Below are 22016 nucleotides of genomic sequence, written 5' to 3'. Positions count from 1 at the left end.
TTCATTGATCCAAGAGGCTCAGACCGAGGCGGCTGCATCAAATAATGACGCTACCAATATGGTGTCAATAAGCGAGATTCACCCGAATCCCAATCAGCCTCGCACTCACTTCAATGAAACTGAGCTTGAAGAGCTCAGCGAATCCATTCGTGCCCACGGCGTGCTTCAACCGCTTCTTGTTCGCAAGGATGATAGTGGCTACGAGATCATCGCAGGAGAGCGCCGCTATCAAGCTTCTAAGATAGCGGGTCTTGAGGAGGTCCCTGTGGTCATCAAAGATGTGGATGACCAAGAGATGCTCCAGCTCGCCCTCATAGAGAACCTGCAGCGCTCTGATCTCAATCCGATTGAAGAAGCCAAGGGATACCGTCAGCTCATCAAAGCGAGCGGCATGACCCAGGAGGCTCTTTCCAAAGCGGTCTCAAAGTCACGCTCGACAATTACCAATTCCCTGCGCTTGCTGGATCTGCCCCAGCGTGTCCAGGATCTGTTATTTGAGGGCAAGCTGACCGCCGGCCATGCTCGTGCGATTCTTGCGGTTCCGTTTGAAGAGCAGCGTATCAAGCTGGCGGAGAAGGTTGTTGCTGAAGGCCTTTCCGTTCGAGCGACAGAAAACCTTGCACCGTTGTTTTCTGTCGGTGAAACGCCAAAGCCCCCTCGTCCTGTCACACCTCAATCGTTCAAGAAGGCAGCACGTGTGCTTCGTCAGGTCTTTAATACCAATGTGAAAGTGAAGGCCGCGCGAGGAAAGAATAAGATCGAGATTGAGTTCAAGGACGAAGAAGAGCTCGCTCAAATCTTGCAGCATGTGATGAATGATGCGACAAGTAGGGAGCTGGACGATGAAGAGTAGGATTATTTCCGCAATCATAGCCGGGGCCGCCGTCGCAGCAGGCGCCTTTGTCGGGTATAAGCTTGCAACAGATAGTGAGCTGCGCGGAAGGCTCACGCGAGGTGCAAAGGATGTATATCAAACATCCAAAAAGAAAGTTGGCGACATGACGGAAGATGTTGCTGTGAGAACCGCGCAAATGACCAAAAACCCCAAGATCAATCAAGACTGGGTTAAAAACCAGTGGGAAAGCATTGGTTATTAAGTAAAATAGAAATCATATAATAGAAAAGGCGCCGGATAACAACATTGTTATCCGGCGCCTTAGGTTTCATGTGAAACAATCGATCAATGGTTCACTAGGGTTGAATCAGGCGCTGCTTGAGCTGGCCACAGGCGGCATCGATGTCATTGCCGCGCGAGTTGCGGATAGTTGCCTCGACACCATGCATCTGCAGGCGCTTCTGAAGCGTTTCGACCTTCTTCATGGGGGAGGGCTTGAGGAGCGACCCCGGGGTGTCGTTGAGCTGAATGAGGTTGACGTGGCAAAGTGTGCCGCGGCAGAAATCGATCAGGGCTTCCATCTCGGGATTGGTGTCGTTGATGCCGTCGATCATGGCGAACTCGTAGGTCGGGCGGCGTCCGGTCTTCTCGACATACGCTTGAATCGCCTCGTGCAGGCGGGGGAGCGTGTACTTCTTGACGCCGGGCATCAGCTTGTTGCGGGTGCTTTGAACAGCGGAATGGAGCGAGATGGCGAGCGTGAACTGCTCGGGGAGCTCCGAAAAACGCTTGATACCGGGAATGACGCCGCAGGTGGAAACGGTCAGATGGCGGGCGCCGATGGCGTAGCCATCCGGATCGTTGAGCATGCGGAGCGCCTCGACGGTCGCATCGAAGTTTGCAAACGGCTCGCCCTGCCCCATGAAGACGACGCTGGTGACGCGCTCATCAAAATCCATGGCGACGTGGCGAACTTGATCGACGATCTCCTGTGCGCTGAGTGAGCGTGTAAGGCCATTGAAGCCCGTCGCGCAGAACGCGCAACCCATGGCGCAGCCCGCCTGAGTCGAGACGCAGACAGCAAGCTTGTTTTTGCTGGGCATGCCGACGGTCTCGACCGACGTGCCGTCGCTGAACTCAAGGAGATACTTGCGGGACCCGTCGTGCGAGACCTGCTTGACAAGCTCCTCGGGAAGGCGGAAGGAGAAGTGCTCAGAGAGCTGTTCGCGCAGCTTTTTGGGGATATTGGTCATCTCCTCAAACGAAGAGACGTGCTTGGTGAAGACCCATTCGCAGATCTGCTTTGCTCGAAACGCGGGCTGGCCGAGCTCCTGGACGAGCTCGGCGATTTCGTCGGCCGTCAGAGAGCGGATGTCGCGCATGCGATTTGAACGTTCCATACAGGACCTTTCAAGGAATCATGGGTAACAACTTACCTATACAATAAGGTAATTGCGCGGGTTCGTATTGAATGAACGGCCCGCATTGGACAAACAACATCATGACGGGCCTGCCCGCGATAAAGGAGTGCAAACCATGGGAAGCGATCAACGAAGCGCTATGCGCATCGCCGTACTGGCGGGTGGAATGTCATCGGAGCGCGAGATCTCGTTCTCCTCGGGAAAGAATGCGGCCGCAGCCCTTCGTGAGGCGGGCTTTGGCACCGTTGATCTGCTTGATCCTGCCGACAAGGGCTTTCTGGATGATATCCGCGCGGGTGGCTACGACGCTGCGTTCATCGCCCTGCATGGCGCTGGTGGCGAGGACGGCATGATTCAGCACCTGATGGAGTACCTGGACATGCCGTACACCGGTTCAGATGCGCTTGCCAGCGCGTGCGGTGTCGACAAGGACCTTTCCAAGGCCCTCTATGAGCGCGCGGGTATTCCGGTGGCGGACGGTGTCGCCATCCGCCGCGGCGAGAAGATCGACCCGGATGCGATCGTCGCATCGCTCGGACACGACCTGTTTGTCAAGCCTGCGATCAACGGATCGAGCTATGGCGTGACCAAGGTATCCGATGCGCAGGAGCTGCCTAAGGCGATTGAGCGGGCATTTGAATACAGCAGCAAGGTCCTTGTCGAATCATGCTTGACGGGTACGGAGATCACCGTCGGTGTTTTTGGCGATGACGACTCCTTGCGCGCACTGCCGATCGTGGAGATCTGCTGCCCCGATGAGGTCGATTTCTACGATCTCTCCGTGAAGTACGTGGTCTCGGACAGCATTCACCGCATTCCCGCCCGTCTCCCCGAGGACGTGTACGCGCAGGCGCAGGAGCTCGCCTGCCGCGCGCATCGCGCGCTGGGGTGCTTCGGGTTCTCCCGCACCGACTTCATCGTGACGAAGGACGGTCCGGTGATTCTTGAGACGAACACGATCCCTGGCATGACGGAAACCTCGCTGTTCCCTGACGAGGTGCGTCATGAGGGCCGTGCGTTCTCCGACGTGTGCGCCGAGCTGGTCGACATGGCGATCGCTCGCCATGAGCGCAAGTAGGGGCATCGGATGCCGGATTTGACCATACGGAACGCGGTGATGGCGGGAACCCCCGAGTTCATCGTGCAGAATTACGAAACGCTGGCCGAGCGCGCGCAGACGCGTTCGTTCGGCCTGATCGAGGAGGACGTGATCGTCCTCGATACCGAGACCACGGGTCTTTCGGTGCAGGACAACCGGCTTATCGAGATCGCCGCAGCCCGTCTGAGGGGTCGGGAAATCGTCGACAAGTTCGACACCTTCGTGCATCCGGGCGTTCCGATTCCCGACGAGATCGTCCGTTTGACGGGCATTACGGATGCCGATGTCGCTCACGCGCCGTCTCCTGAGGAGGCGGTCGCCCTGCTCGAGGATTTTGTCGGCGGTTGCCCCGTTATCGCGCATAACGCCGCGTTCGACCGCTCGTTCATCGAGGCGGTCAAGGGAGGCGTTCGCGTCAGCGACGTGTGGATCGATTCTCTTGCCCTGTCGCGCATCGCGCTTCCGCGCCTGTCTTCGCACAAGCTGTCGAATTTGGCCGAATTGTTCGGGTGCAGTGCCGTCTCGCACCGGGCGATCGATGATGTCGAGGCGCTGTGCGGCGTCTGGCGCATTCTGCTGGTGGCGCTGAGCGACCTGCCGCGGGGGTTGATGCGCCGCCTGGCGGATATGCACCCCGACGTTCCGTGGAGCTATCGCCCCATCTTCTCGTTCTTGGCGGGGGAGGATCCCGATGCGATCTTCTCGCTCGCCGCCGCCCGCACCGAGGTTCTTCGCGCGCAGGCTCCCGAGGAGCGCATCGATGCCGATAACCTGCCGTTTCTCTCGATGCCGACCTCCGAGGAGATTCGCGCGCACTATGCGCCGGGCGGCCTGGTCAACCGGATGTATCCCGAGTACGAGCCCCGCGCCGAGCAGGTGCAGATGGCGTGCGAGGTGCGCGATGCCCTCGCGACCAGCACGCATCGCGTGATCGAGGCGGGAACGGGCGTCGGCAAATCCATCGCCTACCTCGTGCCGCTCGCCGAGGCGGCTCGTCGCAACCGCGTGACGGTAGGCGTCGCCACCAAATCGAACAACCTTGCCGACCAGCTCATCTATCATGAGCTGCCGCGCCTGGCGCGCGAGATCGAGGGCGGCCTGACGTTCTGCGCGCTCAAGGGGTACGATCACTACCCCTGCCTGCGCAAGCTCGAGCGCCTGAGCCGCTCCGATGCGGAGATCAAGACGACGCGTGACCCTGCTGACACGCTGACGGCCGTTGCGGTCATCTACGCATACGTCTGCCAGTCGCCGACAGGGGATCTCGACGGCCTTGGGATCCGATGGCGCAGCGTCAACCGCGCGGACCTGACGACCCCTTCACGCGAGTGCGCCCGCAGGCTCTGCCCGTTTTTCCCTGACAAGTGCCTTGTACACGGCGCTCGCCGGCGTGCGGCGCGCGTGGATGTCGTCGTGACCAATCACTCGCTGCTGTTCCGCAACGTTGCGGCGGACGGCAAGATATTGCCCCCGATCAGGCATTGGGTTGTCGATGAGGCGCATTCCATCGAGCGTGAGGCGCGTCGGCAGTGGGCAGTGACCGTGTCGGCGGATGAGTCTCGTTCCATATTTGAACGTCTGGGCGGCGAGCGCTCGGGCGCCTTGGGGCAGTTGATCCGCAACCTCGCCGGGTCAGACGCCATGACGCTGTATATGGGACTGTCGGCCAAGGCGGTGGCGACGGTGCAGCGCGCCTCGCTTGCCATGGCCGAGGTGTTCGACGGGGTCCGCGACCTCGCGCGCTGCGGAAGGTCGGACGGGTATGACGCCGCGAACATCTGGATCGGTCCGGATATGCGCGAAAGCGACGGTTGGCAGCACTTCCTGCCTATCGCCCTGACAGCCGTCGATGCGCTCGAAGAGGCCCAGCGCAACGTGTCGTCGCTGGTGGAGACCGTTGCCGAGGACAAGCCCGACCTTGTGGTCGATGTGGCCGACGGGGCGCGCCGGTTGAAGGAGATGCTCGACGGCCTTGACCTCATCGTAAAGGGTGAAAACGACCGCTACGTCTATTCGCTTCAGGTGAATCGTCGCCTGCGCGCCGGTGGCGAGTCGCTGACCGCGGAGTTGCTCGATGTCGGCGAGATGCTGGCCGAGCGTTGGCTTCCCGAGGTCCACACGGCGATCTTCACGTCTGCTACGATCTCCATCGCAGGAGCTTTCAACCACTTTGAGCGCGCGGTCGGTCTCGATCGTCTCCCGCAGGGTTCCTCGCGGGCGCTGCATCTCGATTCGAGTTACGACTTCGATGAGAACATGACGGTGGTGGTGGCGGGTGACGTACCGGACCCGCGCAACCGTGATGCGTATCTGGGGACGCTCGAGCAGCTGCTCGTCGATGTCCATATCGCAATGGGCGGCTCGGCGCTCACGCTGTTCACCAACCGTCGCGACATGGAGGATCTCTATGCTCGCGTCGAGCCCAAGCTGGCCGCCGTCGGCCTCGAGCTCGCCTGCCAGCAGCGCAGTGCCTCGGCACGTCAGCTGCGCGATCACTTCATTTCCGAGAAGTCCTCGTCGTTGTTTGCGCTTAAAGCCTTTTGGGAGGGCTTCGATGCATCCGGGGACACGCTGCGCTGCGTGGTGATCCCGAAGCTGCCGTTCTCGAGCCCGACCGACCCGCTTGCGTGCGAGCGCGGCTTGCGCGAGGAGCGGGCATGGGCGCAGTATGCGCTGCCCGAAGCGGTTCTCGAGGTCAAGCAGGCTGCCGGTCGCCTGATTCGCTCGTCATCCGATGTCGGCGTGCTGGTGCTCGCTGATTCTCGCCTGGTGACCAAGGGCTATGGCAAGAAGTTCCTCAACTCGTTGCCGACCTCGGGGTATCAGCGTATCGAGAGCAACCAGGTCGGGCGCTATCTTGAGCTGTGGAGGCGCGCGCACGAGCGCTAGAAGATATGACCGATACCTGAACGGTCACAATGGGTTGGAACGAACCCGTCCCCAAATGACCCATTATGCTATGAGCAGGCTGCGGGCGTAGGCGACGAACCGGTCGCGTACGCCCTGCGGCTCGACGATGGTGCATGCGCCTCCCGCTGCGAGGATCTGGTCGAACAGCCATGGTTCGGAGGAATAGAAGACAGTGCACAAAGAAGTGCCCTTTCCGTCCGAGACGACCTCCCCGATGCCGGCCCAATCGAGCTGCGCGAGGTAGCCGTCTTCCATCTTCAGGCGCGCTCGGTTGCCCGTGGTCCGTAAGCTCTCAGCTGTTGAACGGTGGACAGCGTCATGCGGAGACACCGAGTCGTCGGTAAACTCAAAACGGTCAATACGGTCAAGACGATAGCGCCGCTCTGCGTCTTTATTGATGTCCCAGGCAATCAGATATACCGCATCGGCTTCTTCTTGCAGGGCAATCGGGTCGACCAGACGCTCGGTCGGGCTCTCTTGTGTGAGCGAACGGTAGGCCATCGTGCAGCGAACACCATCCTCGAGTGCCTCGCCGATCCGTGTGAACCATTGGCCGTAGCGCGACGGCTCTGCAAGTCCTTCGGTCGAGGGGGTCTCATCGAGCGGCATGAGGGAGCGCTGGACGCGTTCGCGCGTCGCATCGTCGATATTCAGTACATCGAGCACGTGCGAGAGCACCATGCCCTCTTCGACGCTCAGCCTGAGCGGCATGATGAGGGCGGAATCCCCAACAAGGCGAATCGTGTTTCCCTCGAGGGAGAGGGCCGCTCGGGCACCGCTCGATCGGTCGGAGAGCGCGCCGAGCGTGCTGACGATCGACGGGATATCCTGCGCGGGGACGCCGAGTGCGCATGCGGCGTCGTTGATGTCGAGGGTTTGTTGGGGTGCGGCCGTGAGCGCCTCGAGCAGGCGGATGCCCAGGGCGATCATGCGCTCGGTGGTGATATTCGGTGTGTTAGCCATGCGATTCGACCGCCTTGTCAATCATCGTGTTCCATGCGTCGACCAACTGCTTTGGACTCTGCGGGCGCATGCCCATCTGCGCGTGTGCCAGGGCGAACTGCGCCGCAGCGCGCATGTCGCTGACCTTGACCGTCCAAATCCATGCGCCCGTATCCGGCCGCCGCTCGAGTGCACCGCGCCCTTTGGTGAGCGACTCGATCTCCGCCTGTCCGATACCGTCGGGAAACCTGAAGCTCACGGCTGTGGTCATGCCGCCTGCCATATCGAATGGCATAAACAGGTAGTCGTGGATGTTGAACCAGCGCGGAATGGTGTAGTTGCCCGACGGACGCCACACACGCGTGATGCGGTCGCCGCGAAACGTTCGAACGCCCCCGCTCTGCTCGTCGAGCCCGACGTAGTAGCTGTGACCGTGCTGGGTGAAGATGCCCCAGATCGCCATGGTCCTCGACGTGTCGCGCCCGCGCGCGTCGCGATAGGCAAATCGAACCTTGCGCTTCAAGGTGTATGCGCTCCAAAGTGCGTCGGCGATGCGGTCGCTTGGTGCGGTTCCGATCGCCGCGTGCGCGTCTACATCACGGCCGTCTGCACCATCCGAATCGCTCTGCTTGAGGGGATGGGTCAGTGCGTGGAGGCGGTGCCTGATGTTGATCAGGGCCCTGCGGTAGGGAATCTCCTTACGCGCGAGGCATTCGTCGACGGCTCTCAGCAGGGTGTCCGCATCCTTCTGCGTGATGATGCCGAGCGTGGCGTACGTGTTGGCGCGGTCGATGGTCCAGAGGCTCTCCTCGGTCTGCTTCGCGCCGGCGGGCCTCACCTCCACGATCGAGACACCGTGTTCGGCGAGCTTCTCGCGGTCGCGTTTGAACTTCTTGAGATCCGATGCGCGGTTCGCCGAACCGTATCCAAGATCCGAGTCCTGGAGAATCTGCTCGGTGGATAGGGGAGTGGCGGACGCGTTGAGGATGAACAGAAGGTTGAGGACGCGCAGCGCGGTCTCGTTGAGGTCTTCTTGCTGGAGCGATTCGGTGAAGCTGTCGATGTCCATCGTGCGCACGCCCTTCTGCTGCAGATACGGTGATCGGAAAGGATGCGAGACGTCGCCTTGCGACTGCCGTATGCAGGTGGAAAGAAACCGGCCGCATACGGCGCTTCCTTTGGCCAACCATTTTAGTCGATATGGAGATAGCCGGGTAAACGCACCCCTTTTGTCGGTAAGAGGGATGTAAAGCTGCAGGTAGTTTAAGTTCAGGGTATACTTTCGACTACATACGGATGATGTTGCATTATGCGCATCGTCTGCATATAAGGACAATCGATGTGGAGCCCACATGGCGAATACCCAAAAATATCTGAACCACCTGCTTCAGAACATCGGCATCACCCCCGCATGCAGCGAGGAGGAGCGCCTTGCTGCCGAGGAGATCTCGCGCATCTTCTCGCGGCACGGCTTCGAGCCGGAGGTCCAAGAGTTCACCTCCACCTCGTCACCCAAACTCGTGCGGGCCATTCTCTGCCTGCTGCTGTTCATCTCCACGGTCCTCATGGGGGTCGGGGGCTTTTTGGGCGTGCTCGGTACGTTGGTGACGATCCTGTGCGCGGCGCTGTACCTGCTCGAGCGCTTCGGTCGCATCACGTTCCCCCAGCTTGGTTCTGGCGGCCTGTCCCAAAACGTCATCGCCTACCACAAGGCTGCCGGCCCGCTCGCCTCGCCGCGCAACCGCCCCGTGGTCGTGGTCGCCCACTATGATTCTCCGCGCGCAGACTTCCTGGCGCAGCCTCCCTTCTCCGCATACCGCCCGCTGCTGGTCAAGCTGCTTCCGTTCGCGGTCCTGGTTCCCGCCATCGTCGTGGTGCTGCGCCTGTTCCCGCTTCCCGATGCGGCCAAGATCGTGCTGTGGGTGCTCGCCATCCTCGTGGCGCTGATCCCGCTGCTCAACGCCGTTGCCATTCTGTGCAACCGCTACGTGCTGCCGTATACGTCCGGCTCCGTGTGCAACAAGTCGTCGCTCGCCGCCCTGCTGGGCATCATGGACTCGGTGTCGCCCTATCGCGGCTCGCGCGAGTTCCCCGACGACGTGCCGTTCAGCGATTACATGGCCGAGCAGCAGCGCATGTACGCCGAGCTCATGCCCGAGGGTGTGGAGCATCCGATGCCCGAGGTCGCCGACGAGGAAGAGCACAACGCCCCTGCCTTCGAAGAGGGGGCTGCGTACGCCGCCGATGAGCTCGCTCCCGCAGCGGATGCTCCCGTTGCGGCCGACGAGCAGGGCGAGGTGGCCGCTTTCGCAGGAGAGACCGTTCAGATGCCCGCGCTCGATGTCGAAGAGCCTGTCGAGGATGCCGGGGCGACGACGGTCTTTGAGGTCATCGATGGCGAGCCCGCCGTCCAGAGCGAGCCGGCTATCCAGGAGGCGCCCGTCTCCGAGGCGCCCGCTCCCGTCGAGGAGGAGCCCGAAGAGGAGGAGGCCGACGAGCTTCCCGTCAACTCCGCTGGCTGCCTGCGCTACGGCGTCGACGTCATCCGTTCGCTCGGCATGGTGGCCGAGTCCTGTGCAATCGAATACGAGCAGGGCGCGCTTCCCATGCCGAAGCCCAAGGCGGTTCTGAACTTCCGCCGCGCTCCGGAACCCGCTCCGCAGCAGGTCGAACAGCTGCCCGCCGAGAAGCGGGAGCCCGAGGCGAGGACCGTCGATCAGGTCCCTCATATCGTTCCTGAGGTCGAGCCCGCGCCGGTGGAGCAGCGCTTTGACCGCATCGATGCGTCGGCGACCGTCTCCATGCCCCAGCAGCCCGCATCCGATGAGCCCCAGTATGCTCAATACGACGAGCCGATGGACGTGCCGGTCGTCAACGAGGTCTCTGAGCCCGCGCCCGCCGAGCCCGAGGCATATCCGGTCATGGATGATCCCTTCGCTTACAACGGATATACCGGTGAAGAGGACGAGGCGGTCGAGGAGACACAGGCCTACGCCTTTGCGGCCGAGTATGAGGAGATGCCCGAGGAGGGCTTCGAGGACGCAGGGGAAGACGAGGACGATTTCGAGGAGATCGACCCCGAGTTCCTCGACGAGTACCAGATCGATGAGCTCGACGAGCCAGTTATGGCTTCCTATGAGGTGGAGGACGAGAACGGCGACTTCGTGCTTGCGGCCGATGAGGACGAATATGCCGACGGCGGCTACGAGCAGGATGCCTTTGACGAGGAGGCTGACAGCGAGGCCGAATACGATGAGGACGAAGCGGCCGAGTACGAGCAGCTCGACGTTGTCGAAGAGGCCGAAGAGGATTCGGATGATGTCGAGGACGAGGCCGCATTCGATGAGGACAACGCTCTGGAGTACGAGGAGGCCGAAGAGGTAGCGGAAGACGACGCGATCGAATACGTCGATTCCGAGGAGTCCGTCGAAGAGGATATCGAGACCGACGAGCTTCCTTACGATGAGTCGATCGAGATCGAGGACTCCCAGGAGATCGATTCTGATGACGAGGCGCTCGAAGACCCCGGTGCCACGACGGTCTTCGAGGCCCAGCCTCTTGCTGACACCATGATCATCGACGACGCCGTGTCCGAAGGCGCGGACGATGTCGAGTCCGCCACCCTTGACGCGGATGAAGCCGAGGACGATATCGTCTCCGAGGACGATGAACCGACCGCCGCGGAGGGTGAGTCCGAGGACGTCGAGGAGGGCGCTTTCGACGCCTTCGTGTCCGACGACCCCGATGAGATCACGGACTTCAGCGAGTTCGACTTCGAGGGTGACCTCGGCGTCATGGAGGCCATCTACGAGGAGGTCGACGAAGACGAGCCCGAGCAGGACGTTATCGAGAGCGTGACCGATGCGCAGGAGGATGAGTCCACCGACGATTCCGGCTCGTTCGAGGTAGAGGCTCAGCCCGTCAATCTCGACGAGACGGTCTCCTTCGATATGGGTGCGGTCGAGCCTCTTGATCAGACCGCCGAGTTCAATCCCGATGCCGTCGATCCGCTCGACCAGACCGCCGCGTATGATCCCGACACCAAGGCTCCGGCCGATGACTTCAGCTCCGACAGCCTCGCGCTCTTCCAGAGCGTGCTGGAGAAGACGGCTGAGGATTCAGATGACGTGATGTTCGATATGCCCGAGATCGCCGACATCGATTCCGCGGCAGCGGCCGATCCCGTGATGGAGGCGGAGGATCAGCCGCATCTCGCCGAGCGCGAGCTCAAGGTTCCCGAGGTGACGCCTGTCGCGGAAGCGGGAGAGCCGGAAAAGCCCCTTACGGGTGCGACCCAGCTGTTCGACATGTCTTCTGCCGCCCCCGCCGCTCCTCAGGCAGCCCCTGTCAAGCCTACCGAGACGGTGGACTCTCTGATGGCGGAGATCGAGCATCATCCTGCCCGTCGTCAGCGTTCCATCAACGTCCCGGATATCGCGAACCCCGCTCCTTCTGCCCCTGCCGCACCGACGCGCCGCACCATGACGAATCGATCTGCGCTGCTGGATCTCCCCGATCCCTCCGCGGGTGGTTCCGATCCGTTCGCCGCGGTTGGGGCGACGGGCACCAGCCGGCCCGCCATGGGTTCGACGGCCCAGTTCACCGTAGTGAGCTCCAACGACCGCCCCGCCTCTTCCGCCCCCGCGTCCGGAACGTTCGACACCATCTCGGCACCGGCACCGGATGCGCATAAGAAGAAGCGTCGTGGCTTGTTTGGTCGTAAGAAGCGTCGTGAGGAGAACCTGAACGACTGGCTCGATAACGACGACGGCTGGAAGGGCGGTGCCACGGGCAACGAGCTGCTGACCGAGGACGATCTGCGCGAAGCGGTCGCCTCGCTCGGCGATGACGAGCTGCTCGGTCACGACATCTGGTTCGTCGCGACCGGTGCATCCGAGCACGGCAACGCCGGAATCCGCGAGTTCCTCGAGTCCCATCGCGACAAGCTGCGCGGCGTGTTCCTGATCAACCTCGAGTGCATCGGCGCCGGCAGGCTCGCGATGCTCTCGACGGAGGGCGAGCGCCGCGTGCTCAAGGGCGACAAGCGCATCATGCGCCTGGTCTCGCGCGTCTCCGCCGATTTCCATCATGAGATCGGCGCGGTCGATATGCCTTATGTCGATACCGACGCGCACGCCGCGATGGAGCGCAGCCTGCGCTCGCTGACCATCGCCGGTGTTGACGGCGCGAGCTTCGCTTGCTCGCACAGCCAGGAGGACATCCCGTTGAACATCGATGCCTCCAACATCGCGCTGGCAGCGGATGTCGTCACCGAGGTCATTCGCCGCTCCTAGTCCAATATGAAAGAAAGGGCCCGTATCCGGGCCCTTTCTTTTGGCTTAAGCAAGGCGTTCAGCGAGATAGTCGACGATATCCGATGACTCGTACAACGGCTTTCCGTCGATAAACAGGCAGGGCACCTGTCGCTTCCCGCCGACGCGCACGAGTGTTTCCGCCGCTTGGGGGTCGGCGGTGATGTCGCGTATCGGCATCTCGATACCGTGCTTTGACAGGAAGTTGAGTACCTTGTGGCAGTACGGGCAAGACGGCATGATGTAAAGCTCGTACGTTTCGCTGGTCATATGGGTGTCCTTTCTGGTGCATGGGTACATGTCACCTCGTATACCCGATAATTGACGCAGAATCGTGTCGAGGAGGAACTCCCGGCCGCGGCTGCGTAAAATGCTGCTAGCATACAAAGGACCGATACATCTTGAGGAGGTCACGTGTTCTCGTTTATCAAACGCCATTGGATTGCCTACCTCATCGGTGCCGTGGTGGCGTTGGCCCTCGGTTTCGGCTTGGCCTATGCGGTCGGTGTCGTCGGCTCCACACCTGAGGCCGTCCATACCGAGGAAGTGCTCCAGGAGTCCGGCAACTAATCTCTTCCCTCGACGTCGGTGAAGACGACGAGCGTGCGCCACGTCTGCCCAGGCTGCTCGCTTGAACAGGTGACCAGCGTCAGCACGCGAGTCGCATCCGTCATCTGTTTGGCCCACATGCGAGCCTTGGCCTGGGCGTCTTTCGAAAGAGAGCCGATCCATATCTGCAGGTCAACTTGGTCTGCAAATGAAAAGCGTTGGATGGTGTCGTATGAGGACTCAACGTTGAGGGCCATGCACGGATAGAACGTCTCCGTTTCCCCGTCGGGAGTGCTCCACGTGGCGGATCCTATCGCCTCGAAGATATCTTCCTGATACGCTGCAGCAATGCTGCTGAACATCGCGTCCGAGTTGTGCACATGATGGCCGTACACGAGCAGATGGTGCTTATCGGTGCCGCTTCGGTTGTCGATATAGGGGCATCCAAGCGGATTCCAATACCCTTGGACGTCGTGATCGAGGTACCAGTCCCGAGGCGTCTCGGCTTCCGGTAAAACGACGGGATACGAGATCGACGTGTTCTCGACCGTGAGCCAGCCGGCGATTTCAGAGTTGATCGATAGCACGTCGGCCAGCGTCGTGGTCGAATCGCCCTCAGCGGTGTTTTCGTTCGATACCGGGGCCGCCAAAGCGCTGCGCTCCAAAGCGTCGTACACCATATCTGAGGACTGCTCCTGCGCACAGGAGATTGCGAGCGACATGGTGCTGACGAGGCAGATTGCGCCGGCGATGCCTCGCAACGCGCGCCGCGCGATATCAAGATCCATCTACGCCGCCTCCTCAAACGTAAACGTAACGCGGCAGACGGTCGTCGGTTCCTTCACGGCCTGACCGATAAGATTTGCGTTTTCCCGAGGATCGAGATCTCCTATGTGCCACGTGAAACATTGTGAGGATCCCTCAGCGATGTCGAGACGCCCAACCATCTTTCCGGTTCGGTAGATGCAGCCCGAATCGTCGGCCATCTCAACGGATACGTCATCGGCGAGGTACTCAGTTGCCATGTCCGATGCCGTGACGGGCACCACCGATTGGTTTTCTATACGGTAACCCGTTGGCTCGACCACGCTTCCGTCGGGCATGATTGTGCATGCGACGAGCGTGGGGACTCTCACGGAGATGATCGGCTCGTAGACGGGGTGGATGGAAAGGTCCTTCGTCACGCTGATGAACGAGGTGTCCCAACCGGAGGCCGTATATCCGTCAAGAGGAGGAATGCCGGGATCCGTCGCCGCCGATCCATGGTCGACGGATTGCCTCGACAGCTCGCGTCCGTCGCGATCGTAGAACACCACGTCGTGCACGCGAATATAGCGCGCGGTGATCGTCGTGTCGGCATCGATGTCGTCGAAGCTGGAGCTCCAACGGTCGAAGCGATATCCCTCGTGCTTCGGGATGGAGGGAACTTCCGCATCGTCGCCGTCATCGACGGTTTGGCGGTCGATGATCGATCCGTTGATGCTGTCGACGACCGTGACGCGCCAGGTCTTTACGAATCGAGCCTCGATGGTGTGATTGCTGCCAATCGAGGTGAAACGGTAATCGGGTCGGGCTCCGACCGATAGATCGTCCACGATAACGTTGGAAATGCGATACCCGGAGTCCGCTGCGATGCGGTATAGCTTCGATGTTCCCTCATAAGCAAAAGATGAGCCGCCCGGCTCGATGGATCCGCCGGTGGCGGCTGTGGCGGTGATGACAAAGGGGACGTTGACCTCGAAATCCCAGCCGGCCGCGGTCTCCGTCCCCTCCCTGAACTCCTCTTCGATGCTGGTGATGTGATGCACCCCGCCGCCGGAGACGCTGAATCGAGCTTCTTGGGAAATGGATTCACCGGGACCTGCCTGCTCGTAGTCGGGTCCGATATAGGCGACCTCTTCACCGTCGCAGTAGATCGTCTTGGTGGTGGTCCAGTACGCGAAGTTCGAGTCGACGCTGGTGAGCGTGGTCCGCACGATAACGTTGACGGTTCCATCGTCATTGGGTTCGCTTTCGATAAAGTAGTCGTTGACCTGCGTGATGCGTCCAGACGTGGAGCCGCCAAAATAAATCCAAACCCCGGTCTGATCCTGCTCGTCCGCTGTCCTCATACGTGATGTTGCGCGGAGGGGAAGTTCGACCACTGTGTCGCCCATGCGCTCGGCAAGGATCGTCAGATCGGATGCGAGGGCGCCACGCGGCGCCATGGCTGCTGCCGCAAGCAGTGCGAGACAGACAATACACGCGAGTTGTCGCAAACGATCGATCATGACCAATCCTCCTTTGATGACGACGGCTAACGAAGACGGGGTCGCGGGCGCAAGAGGGCGACTGCCGTTGCCGAACCCAAAGCGACGGCCGCGATGAAGCCTGATGAGTTCGAGACGCCCGTTTGCGGGAGGCCCTCCGGCTTTTCGGTGTCGGGTTCAGGCTGCTCGGCGGCAATCACGGTGACGTCGGTTGAGCCTCCAGCCGAAGAGGGTGTGTCGGCGGTCGCGGCTCGGGACTGCAAAGGGCTTGCGAAGGCAAGCGCCCCGGCAAGGCCGAGTGCGGCAAGTGCCGGGGCGTTGCGCTTACGAGACATGCTGGCCAGGGGCAACAGTCCAGCTGATCGTGGCTATCTTGGCGCCGTCACCGGAAAGGTCGACGGTCGCGTGGGAGATGTTTCCATATGTCTCAAGTTGGATGGAGTCCGATTCCCCTCCTGCATAGTCCATGTCCCAGTTTTCGTTATCTGATAGGTCAATGCCACCTTCCTGAGAAGCGTTGAACGCATCGCGCACGTTCAATGACGGCCCCACCTGGAAGTCCACCGAGTTGTCTCGCCCAGCTGTTTCGGCATCCGGGGCCAAAACCCAAGGAGCCTCCTCCTCGACCGACATGTTGGTGACATGGATGCCAAAGACCGAGAGGTTCTTGATCAGCGTCTCGCTGGCCGTCGGTCCCACAAGCTCGCCGTCGCCCGCCGCGGCAAACGGAATGATGGTCGGGATGGAAAACTTGATGTTCTCGTTGGACGTTTGGACCGTTACATCGGTGGTTCCGCTGGTGCCGGTGACGACCTTGTCCTGCGCCAAGGCGATCGTGGGCGAGGCGAGCATGCAGGCGACACCGACTGAGCAAGCCAGGGTCCCAAGACGGTTCCGGGTACGTGTGGTTCGTGCACTCATGGTCGATCCTTTCTATTCGCGTGGCATATCCCTCATGCCACTGGGTGCCTATGATTCGTCGGCTTCAACGATCGAGATGTCGACGCGGGTCGGGCTGCCGTGGTCTTCGCTGGATTCCGGGTCGAGCGCTTGGATTTCGATGACAGCTGGACCGGCGGAGATATGGTCCGGATGACACGAGCTGACGGTCTTTCCCGGGTCGATCGTTCCGGACCGATACACGACCTCGCCATCTTGGATAAGCGAAAACCGCTGGGGGAATCGATTGCTTTCCTCATTGATGACGTTGACGGCAACATCGCCGTTCTCATCGAGGAGCGCGGTCGGTGCAACCGAGACGGTCATCATGTTCTCGCGCACCGTCCGGTCGAGCTCGGCTTGGATCTCCTCACGCGTCATGCCTTCGTACTGGGTGACGATGGCTCCCTCGTCGGCCTTTCCGAACTGAAGGACCTTCCAACCCAAGAACAAGATGCAAAGCAGCAGGATGATCAGGGCGACGATCTGCCCTATCCGGCCGATCTTTCTGCGCCTGTCCTCACATGTGGCCGCAGCGGTGTCTGTCATGATGATTATCCTTTCTAGCGAATGGTTCGCGTCCGTTTGCCGAGACCCGCCCAAGCCCCGAAGGCGCAGATGGCGCCGGTGCCCAAGAGCGTCCCGCCGATGATGTGGAAGCCCGTTTGATCGAGCGGGCGAAACTCCGGTTCACCCTCGTACCGGACGAGGTCTGTGTCATGAGCCTCGAGACCGTTTCCGCCTCCGTTGCGGTACTCGTCGATCTGGACGGAGTTGACGACGGCGTCTCCCGAGACGTACGTTGCGCTCGCGCGCATCTCGATGCGCATGGGGGAGAGGTCCTCGGAGCCTATTTCCTCGGGTTCGACAGTGTCTTGCTCATCTTTGAGGAGGCTGGAGGCATCGAGGTCGGCCCTTGTCGTGAAGTCCTCTTCAACGCGTCCGAATTCAAACCGCACGGCGGTGATGAGGCTGCCGGTGGCGAGGTTGAGGTCGGCAACATCAAGCGTGGTCGCCTCGGAGGTGCTTACGCCCTCTGCCCATAGATGCCAGCCGTTGTAGTCGAGGACGCGCTGGTCGTCGCCGGTGATGAGCTCTTGCTGCTCCTCTTCAAGTCGGGGGTTGCCCTCGTCGTCGGCGGTAGTCGCGTTCGCATCGCTCGTCTCGGGCTGCGCATCGGAGTCGGCGAGGTAGTACCACACGTTGAGAAGGCCGTCGTGATCGCCTTGCACGATCGGCGTGGTGACGCTCGTCAACTCGACCAGACCCTGGAGGGCGCTATCGAGCGTATCGGTGACCGTGCACTCGTCGACCCATGACGAGCTGTCGTTCTTGGCATCAATCACATAAGAAAACGTTTCTCGGTCTCCCGAAGACCCCTCGCTGTTCACGCGTTGCTTGTCCACGAGAGCGGCGATTTCCACCGGGTCGTTATACAGGGTGAATGCCTGGACCTCCGCCGTTTTCTCGATGACGATCTCCATGGCACCTGCCGTGTCGTATCCGTCGGGTGCTTCGGTTTCCGCAAGCTGATACGTTCCGGGGGCGATCTTTTCGATACGATGCGGCGTGTCGCTCGTTTCCCAGGAGTCGACCTCCTTGCCCTCGGCATCGATGAGCGTAAGGTGGGCTCCCGCCAAGCATGACTCGTCAACTGAGCTGCGTTTAGAGATGTCGACCTTGGTGTAGTCGTTCTCGAACGTAAGGCTCAACATCGAGGAGCCGTCGATCAAGCCGTCCTGGTCGACCGTGAATTCGCGCGGTGCGTCATCGACGAGATAGCCTGCGGGAGCTTCGAGCTCTTGAAGACGATAGGTTCCGGGGGCGAGGCAGGTGATGGCGATCGTGCCGTCCGCATCGGTCGTATAGGTGCTGCCGGGCTCCTCGACTATCGAGTCATCCGCAGGCTCGTCGGGATCAGGGTTGCCTGACTCCATGTCTTCGGCGGCATCCTGCGCGTCCTCGGCATCATCCGCCGTCGCTTCGTCTGAAGATCGGTCTTCGACGATGTCGGTGTCGCCCTCGGCATCGCTGCCGCTATCGGTGCCGTCATCGTCGTTGACGCCGGTATCGCCATCGGGCTCCTCAGCACCTATGTCGGGTGTCTCCTCCGCTTCTCCTGCTGAAGGCGATTCGGCCTGCTCGTCGATGCGCGTCAGGGCAAAGGTCGCCTCGGCGACAGGCTCCTGGTCGCCTGCAGACACCTTGGTGATGGTGACCGTTGTGGGGTCGTTGGTGCAGGTGACCTCGGTGGTCACGACCTCGGTTTCCGGGTCCTGATATGAAAGCGTGAAGGGGACGGGATCCGGATTGACGACATAACCATCGGGTGCTGCGGTTTCGATAAACGCATAGGTCGCCTCGCCGGAACCCAAGGGAAGCTCTTTGGTGGTCGCGATGCCGTCTTCATCGGTGATCACCTGGTCGACGATCTCGCCGGTCCGAACCTGCACCGTACCATCGGGTGCGACAACATCCAGTTGCGCGACGACATCGAACGCGGCTCCTGCTAAAGGAGATTCATTTTGACTACCGGTCTTGACGATCTTGCCCTGTCCGGTCGCCGCGGCATCGGCGATCTCAACGACCACGGCTGGCTCATCGGATGAGGCTTCGACTTCAAAGGGAATCAATTCGTCGGCAAGAAGATACGGCTCGGGCGCTTGCGTTTCCTTGACGCAGTACGTCCCACGGCGCAGCTTCTGGGGAATGGCGACGGTGCCTGTCTCGTCTGTGGTGAACGTTTCCTGCTCCGGTGCGGTTGGGAACCAGGAGTCTGCCGAAAGCTGGTTGCCCTGGGCGTCGAGTATGCTAAAGGTAAAGCCCGCGAGGGGTATGGGCTGTCCCGTCGCCTTGTCTACCTTCACGATGGTGAGCTGCGATGCGACGACGGCGTTGTCGACATCGAATGACAGGCTGACCCCATCGACGATCTGATCCGCCGTGATGTTCCACGGTTCTGCGGCCTCAAATCCATCGGGTGTCGTATCCGGGTCCTCGCGGACGGTGTATCCCGCAGCGTCGTAGGGAATCGCACCGGACGCGTTGTCGGGACGAGTGCCAGCTCCAAACCATGTGTCGGTTGTATCCGCGTGGCCCGTCTCGTCGGTCACGATCGTCCCGACAACCTCATCGGTCGTGTTCGAGATGATATCGAATGCGATGCCCTTGGCTGATTCATCGGCAGCCTCGCCATTTAGCGTCTTCTCAATCGCGATGTCGAAGGCAACGGGCGTGTTCTCAACGATAAGTTCCCGGGTAAGCGCGAGCTCATCGTCACCTTCCGCATCGCCAAGGATGACTTCATGAACCGTCTCGTCGAGTACGTAGCCCGTGGGAGCCTTCGTCTCCTGGACATAGACGGGTCCGAGGGGGAGGTTTTCAATCGTCGCCGTCCCTGTGCCATCGATGGTGCTCGTTCTTGTGTTGCCCTGTGCGTCGGTGATGGAGAACTCTGCACCCTCCAGGCTTAACGTCGGCTGCGCGTCGTTTCCGGTCGCTGCGTCCACCTTCTTGACGGTGAGCTGGAGCCGTTGGGGAGAGTCGGTCAGGACGATCTCGATGGCATCCTGTTCGGTGACGAACTCGATGCGCTCCTCGTTGAGCTCGTATCCGGCAGGCGCTTTGGTCTCGACGGCGTAATACGAGGTGTCCGGTTTAAGACGGCATGTTGCCCGACCCTCATCATCGGTCGCGAACGAAGCGACGAGGTCGTCGCTTTCGGCAAGGTAGATGCTGTATTCCGCGCCGGCAAGGCTGTATGCCTCGTTGTTATCGGTCACGGCTTCATCATCAGACACTTTGCAGAAGGTGACGAGCAGCTCTTTGTCGGCCGTGATGACCCCTTGGTAGCTGAATGTGCCATCGGCTTCGTATGCGTTGCGATTGCTCCAGAACGTGGCGCAGCCTTCTTCGATGCCGCCACCGCCGTCCTCGGCGTAGTCGAGTGCTTCCTGGTACAGGTCGTATGCGGCCTGCTTGATCGACTCGTCTTCGATGCTCTGCCAGCGCTCGAGATACATCTTGTTGCCATGGAAGGGCTCATCCACGTTGGGGATGAAATTGAGGATGTCGCCGCGCTTGTCTCCGATGGCAAGCCATACGGCTGCCATGGTCGCCATCTCCGAGCGCTGCTCATCGAGGCCGTAGACGGAGGTGACCATGGTTCCGTCGTAGCCGTGGTACATCACGTAGTCGAGCTCGGGAATCTCAAGTGATCCGTAGCGCTCGAGGTTTTGGCCCTCGGGAGGAGTGATGAGCCAGCCTTGGGCGCAGTAGGCGACCGAGGAGGTCGGTCCTTCAACACGGATGAAGTGTCCCGTTCCGCCCTTTGAGTGTGGGTTGGTGACGAGCTGCGAGACCTTCACCGTGATCGGATCCGCGGCGGCAGGCTGGGGAGATGCGAAGACAAGATAGAGCAGCCAAGCGACAAGACAGAGCGCGCATATGACTACGGAGGAAATCCTGTCCAAGATAATTCTCTTGATAAACGACCGTTCGCGCCGTGATGAATTGAATTGCAATCTTCCATACGTTCTCAGATATGAACGACTTAACGAACGATAATCATCCCCTGACACCAGTCTCATGACCGACCTCCTTCACACACATGGGATTCGATCGTAGAAACCGGACGGGGGCGAATATCCCGTGGTATCTGCACACGGTCCGACAGGGTTCTTACAGCAAGCCGATTCCGCGCTAAATCTGCAGCGCTTGTCGGGCGGGGTTTCGAGATTCGGGCTGCAAGGCGAAGAATGAACGTCAGACCGTCTCCACGCATTCATAAAACGAGCTGGGACTGTCAGCGTTATGCTCAGCCTGCATGTTGCTCCGGATCGTGATGGCTCTGCAGCGCGAAGCGTATAATGAAGGCAATATCCTTCTTAAGGAGGCGTGCATGACGACTTCCTTCTAGCCGATATGTCTGATAGGGACGCCGGTCGTTCGCCCCGGCAGTGCCGGGATGGTTCCGTGCGGCCCGAAATGAGATGGAAAGAAGGATAATCATGCTTCAGGCTGACACTGCCGCTATCAAATTCGTGCCGTTTTCGCTGGCCCGTTCCGTGGCGATGCGCGTTCTGACCGCGCCCGCGCTCGTCGGGAAGGTCTTTCTTGAGGGCGGGCTTGTCCCCTGGATTGTTTCGGGACGTGATTCGAGGCGGCTTCACGGTGACGTGGACATATCGCTTCGCATCGCCGACATACCCGATGTGCGCACCTGGCTTGTCGGCGAGGGTCTGTATGACCCTCGGCTCGATTCGCTCAATCTGCCCTGCAATGAGGAGCGTGGAGACTTCGGCGTGCATTCCGTGATCGACGGAGTGCTCGTGAGCTTTTGCCCATATTTCTTTGAGAGTGATGAGCTGCACCAACGCAATGCTGCGCTTGAGGTAACCGACGGCTTTGACGCCTTGCTTGAGGCGGTAATTCCTTGCTCTATGGAGGCTGACCGCACCGAGTTGCGTCGCCTGCCCACCGGCGTAACCATCGGCTGCGCGACGCTCGAGGCGGTACGAGCATCCAAGATCATGAGTGATCGCGAGAAGGATGCACGCGATATCGCCGAGATCAATCGCATCGGGTACGACTTAGATCGCTACGCACGCATCGTCAAGGAATACGCCACCATGCGTATCGTCTGCGTAGCGCATGGCGAATAGACGGCCCAAGAGCGATTTATAATGGAGCCCTTATGTCGCAGCGTCTCCTCTCTCTTGACTCGAGTTGTCGTTGCCGCGCGTCGCGTGAGCCGATTTC

At 60.6% G+C, this 22016-nt stretch carries 16 protein-coding genes; 7 read left to right on the top strand and 9 right to left on the bottom strand.

Annotation, left to right across the window (positions count from 1 at the left end; translation table 11 throughout):
* The first annotated feature begins 7 nt into the window (after window positions 1–7).
* Both BN3789_RS04670 and BN3789_RS04665 read left to right on the top strand, forming a co-directional pair.
* Window positions 8–853, top strand: a complete 846-nt coding sequence (locus BN3789_RS04670; protein ID WP_066831094.1) for a ParB/RepB/Spo0J family partition protein — start codon at window positions 8–10, stop codon at window positions 851–853.
* On the top strand, window positions 843–1097 hold the full coding sequence (locus BN3789_RS04665; protein WP_066830717.1) for a hypothetical protein: 255 nt from the start codon (window positions 843–845) through the stop codon (window positions 1095–1097). The genes BN3789_RS04670 and BN3789_RS04665 overlap by 11 nt, the downstream gene beginning before the upstream one ends.
* A 94-nt stretch (window positions 1098–1191) precedes the next feature.
* Here the strand turns inward: BN3789_RS04665 and rlmN are convergent, their stop codons facing one another.
* A complete protein-coding gene (gene rlmN / locus BN3789_RS04660; protein ID WP_066830714.1) occupies window positions 1192–2235 on the bottom strand; it encodes a dual-specificity RNA methyltransferase RlmN in 1044 nt (347 codons plus the stop codon).
* Between the two features lie 136 nt (window positions 2236–2371).
* On the opposite strand from rlmN, the gene BN3789_RS04655 reads away from it, so the two are divergent.
* Both BN3789_RS04655 and BN3789_RS04650 read left to right on the top strand, forming a co-directional pair.
* Window positions 2372–3334 carry a D-alanine--D-alanine ligase family protein gene (locus tag BN3789_RS04655; RefSeq protein WP_066830711.1) on the top strand — a complete coding sequence of 321 codons (963 nt, stop codon included), beginning with the start codon at window positions 2372–2374 and terminating at the stop codon, window positions 3332–3334.
* A gap of 39 nt (window positions 3335–3373) precedes the next feature.
* Window positions 3374–6244 (top strand): helicase C-terminal domain-containing protein, encoded by a 2871-nt coding sequence (locus BN3789_RS04650; protein ID WP_229254186.1) that lies wholly within the window; start codon window positions 3374–3376, stop codon window positions 6242–6244.
* Window positions 6245–6307: 63 nt separating this feature from the next.
* Here BN3789_RS04650 and BN3789_RS04645 read toward each other — a convergent pair whose 3' ends face one another.
* Entirely contained in the window at window positions 6308–7228 is a 921-nt protein-coding gene (locus tag BN3789_RS04645) for a helix-turn-helix transcriptional regulator (RefSeq protein WP_066830705.1), read from the bottom strand.
* A complete protein-coding gene (locus tag BN3789_RS04640) occupies window positions 7221–8276 on the bottom strand; it encodes a helix-turn-helix transcriptional regulator (RefSeq protein WP_066830703.1) in 1056 nt (351 codons plus the stop codon). Before BN3789_RS04640 ends, BN3789_RS04645 begins: the two co-directional genes overlap by 8 nt.
* Before the next feature lie 283 nt (window positions 8277–8559).
* On the opposite strand from BN3789_RS04640, the gene BN3789_RS04635 reads away from it, so the two are divergent.
* The gene (locus tag BN3789_RS04635) at window positions 8560–12501 is read left to right on the top strand and encodes a M28 family peptidase (protein WP_066830700.1); all 3942 of its coding nucleotides are present in this window, start codon (window positions 8560–8562) and stop codon (window positions 12499–12501) included.
* Window positions 12502–12546: 45 nt separating this feature from the next.
* Here the strand turns inward: BN3789_RS04635 and BN3789_RS04630 are convergent, their stop codons facing one another.
* Window positions 12547–12789, bottom strand: coding sequence for a glutaredoxin family protein (locus BN3789_RS04630; protein ID WP_066830696.1), 243 nt, complete (start codon window positions 12787–12789; stop codon window positions 12547–12549).
* A gap of 144 nt (window positions 12790–12933) precedes the next feature.
* On the opposite strand from BN3789_RS04630, the gene BN3789_RS13005 reads away from it, so the two are divergent.
* Complete coding sequence (locus tag BN3789_RS13005) at window positions 12934–13089, top strand: hypothetical protein (RefSeq protein WP_187119115.1); 156 nt, start codon at window positions 12934–12936, stop codon at window positions 13087–13089.
* Here the strand turns inward: BN3789_RS13005 and BN3789_RS04625 are convergent.
* From BN3789_RS04625 to BN3789_RS04605, 5 genes are all read right to left on the bottom strand, one after another.
* On the bottom strand, window positions 13086–13856 hold the full coding sequence (locus tag BN3789_RS04625) for a class B sortase (protein WP_066830693.1): 771 nt from the start codon (window positions 13854–13856) through the stop codon (window positions 13086–13088). The genes BN3789_RS13005 and BN3789_RS04625 overlap by 4 nt on opposite strands.
* Window positions 13857–15338: an InlB B-repeat-containing protein gene (locus BN3789_RS04620; RefSeq protein ID WP_066830690.1), complete on the bottom strand. Its 1482-nt coding sequence runs from the start codon at window positions 15336–15338 to the stop codon at window positions 13857–13859.
* Between the two features lie 303 nt (window positions 15339–15641).
* Window positions 15642–16238: a hypothetical protein gene (locus BN3789_RS04615; RefSeq protein ID WP_066830687.1), complete on the bottom strand. Its 597-nt coding sequence runs from the start codon at window positions 16236–16238 to the stop codon at window positions 15642–15644.
* A 48-nt stretch (window positions 16239–16286) separates the two neighbouring features.
* Complete coding sequence (locus tag BN3789_RS04610) at window positions 16287–16805, bottom strand: hypothetical protein (RefSeq protein WP_066830685.1); 519 nt, start codon at window positions 16803–16805, stop codon at window positions 16287–16289.
* A 14-nt stretch (window positions 16806–16819) separates the two neighbouring features.
* Window positions 16820–20728 (bottom strand): SpaA isopeptide-forming pilin-related protein, encoded by a 3909-nt coding sequence (locus tag BN3789_RS04605; RefSeq protein WP_066830683.1) that lies wholly within the window; start codon window positions 20726–20728, stop codon window positions 16820–16822.
* Between the two features lie 537 nt (window positions 20729–21265).
* Between BN3789_RS04605 and BN3789_RS04600 the strand changes: the two genes are divergently transcribed.
* Window positions 21266–21919: a hypothetical protein gene (locus BN3789_RS04600; protein ID WP_066830681.1), complete on the top strand. Its 654-nt coding sequence runs from the start codon at window positions 21266–21268 to the stop codon at window positions 21917–21919.
* Window positions 21920–22016: the final 97 nt, after the last annotated feature.

Source organism: Collinsella ihumii (assembly GCF_900046475.1).
Taxonomy (GTDB): Bacteria; Actinomycetota; Coriobacteriia; order Coriobacteriales; family Coriobacteriaceae; genus Collinsella; species Collinsella ihumii.
The sequence above is the reverse complement of the archived record's forward strand: the minus strand, read 5'-3'. Positions and strand labels throughout refer to the sequence as shown.

Bases quoted from the DNA above. Each gene is read 5' to 3' on its own strand.
- BN3789_RS04620 (WP_066830690.1), bottom strand. From the start codon at position 15,338: ATGATCGATCGTTTGCGACAACTCGCGTGTATTGTCTGTCTCGCACTG.
- BN3789_RS04600 (WP_066830681.1), top strand. From the start codon at position 21,266: ATGCTTCAGGCTGACACTGCCGCTATCAAATTCGTGCCGTTTTCGCTG.
- BN3789_RS04645 (WP_066830705.1), bottom strand. From the start codon at position 7,228: ATGGCTAACACACCGAATATCACCACCGAGCGCATGATCGCCCTGGGC.
- BN3789_RS04625 (WP_066830693.1), bottom strand. From the start codon at position 13,856: ATGGATCTTGATATCGCGCGGCGCGCGTTGCGAGGCATCGCCGGCGCA.
- BN3789_RS04610 (WP_066830685.1), bottom strand. From the start codon at position 16,805: ATGACAGACACCGCTGCGGCCACATGTGAGGACAGGCGCAGAAAGATC.
- BN3789_RS04615 (WP_066830687.1), bottom strand. From the start codon at position 16,238: ATGAGTGCACGAACCACACGTACCCGGAACCGTCTTGGGACCCTGGCT.
- BN3789_RS04635 (WP_066830700.1), top strand. From the start codon at position 8,560: ATGGCGAATACCCAAAAATATCTGAACCACCTGCTTCAGAACATCGGC.
- BN3789_RS04630 (WP_066830696.1), bottom strand. From the start codon at position 12,789: ATGACCAGCGAAACGTACGAGCTTTACATCATGCCGTCTTGCCCGTAC.
- rlmN (WP_066830714.1), bottom strand. From the start codon at position 2,235: ATGGAACGTTCAAATCGCATGCGCGACATCCGCTCTCTGACGGCCGAC.
- BN3789_RS04665 (WP_066830717.1), top strand. From the start codon at position 843: ATGAAGAGTAGGATTATTTCCGCAATCATAGCCGGGGCCGCCGTCGCA.
- BN3789_RS04655 (WP_066830711.1), top strand. From the start codon at position 2,372: ATGGGAAGCGATCAACGAAGCGCTATGCGCATCGCCGTACTGGCGGGT.
- BN3789_RS04640 (WP_066830703.1), bottom strand. From the start codon at position 8,276: ATGGACATCGACAGCTTCACCGAATCGCTCCAGCAAGAAGACCTCAAC.
- BN3789_RS04650 (WP_229254186.1), top strand. From the start codon at position 3,374: ATGGCGGGAACCCCCGAGTTCATCGTGCAGAATTACGAAACGCTGGCC.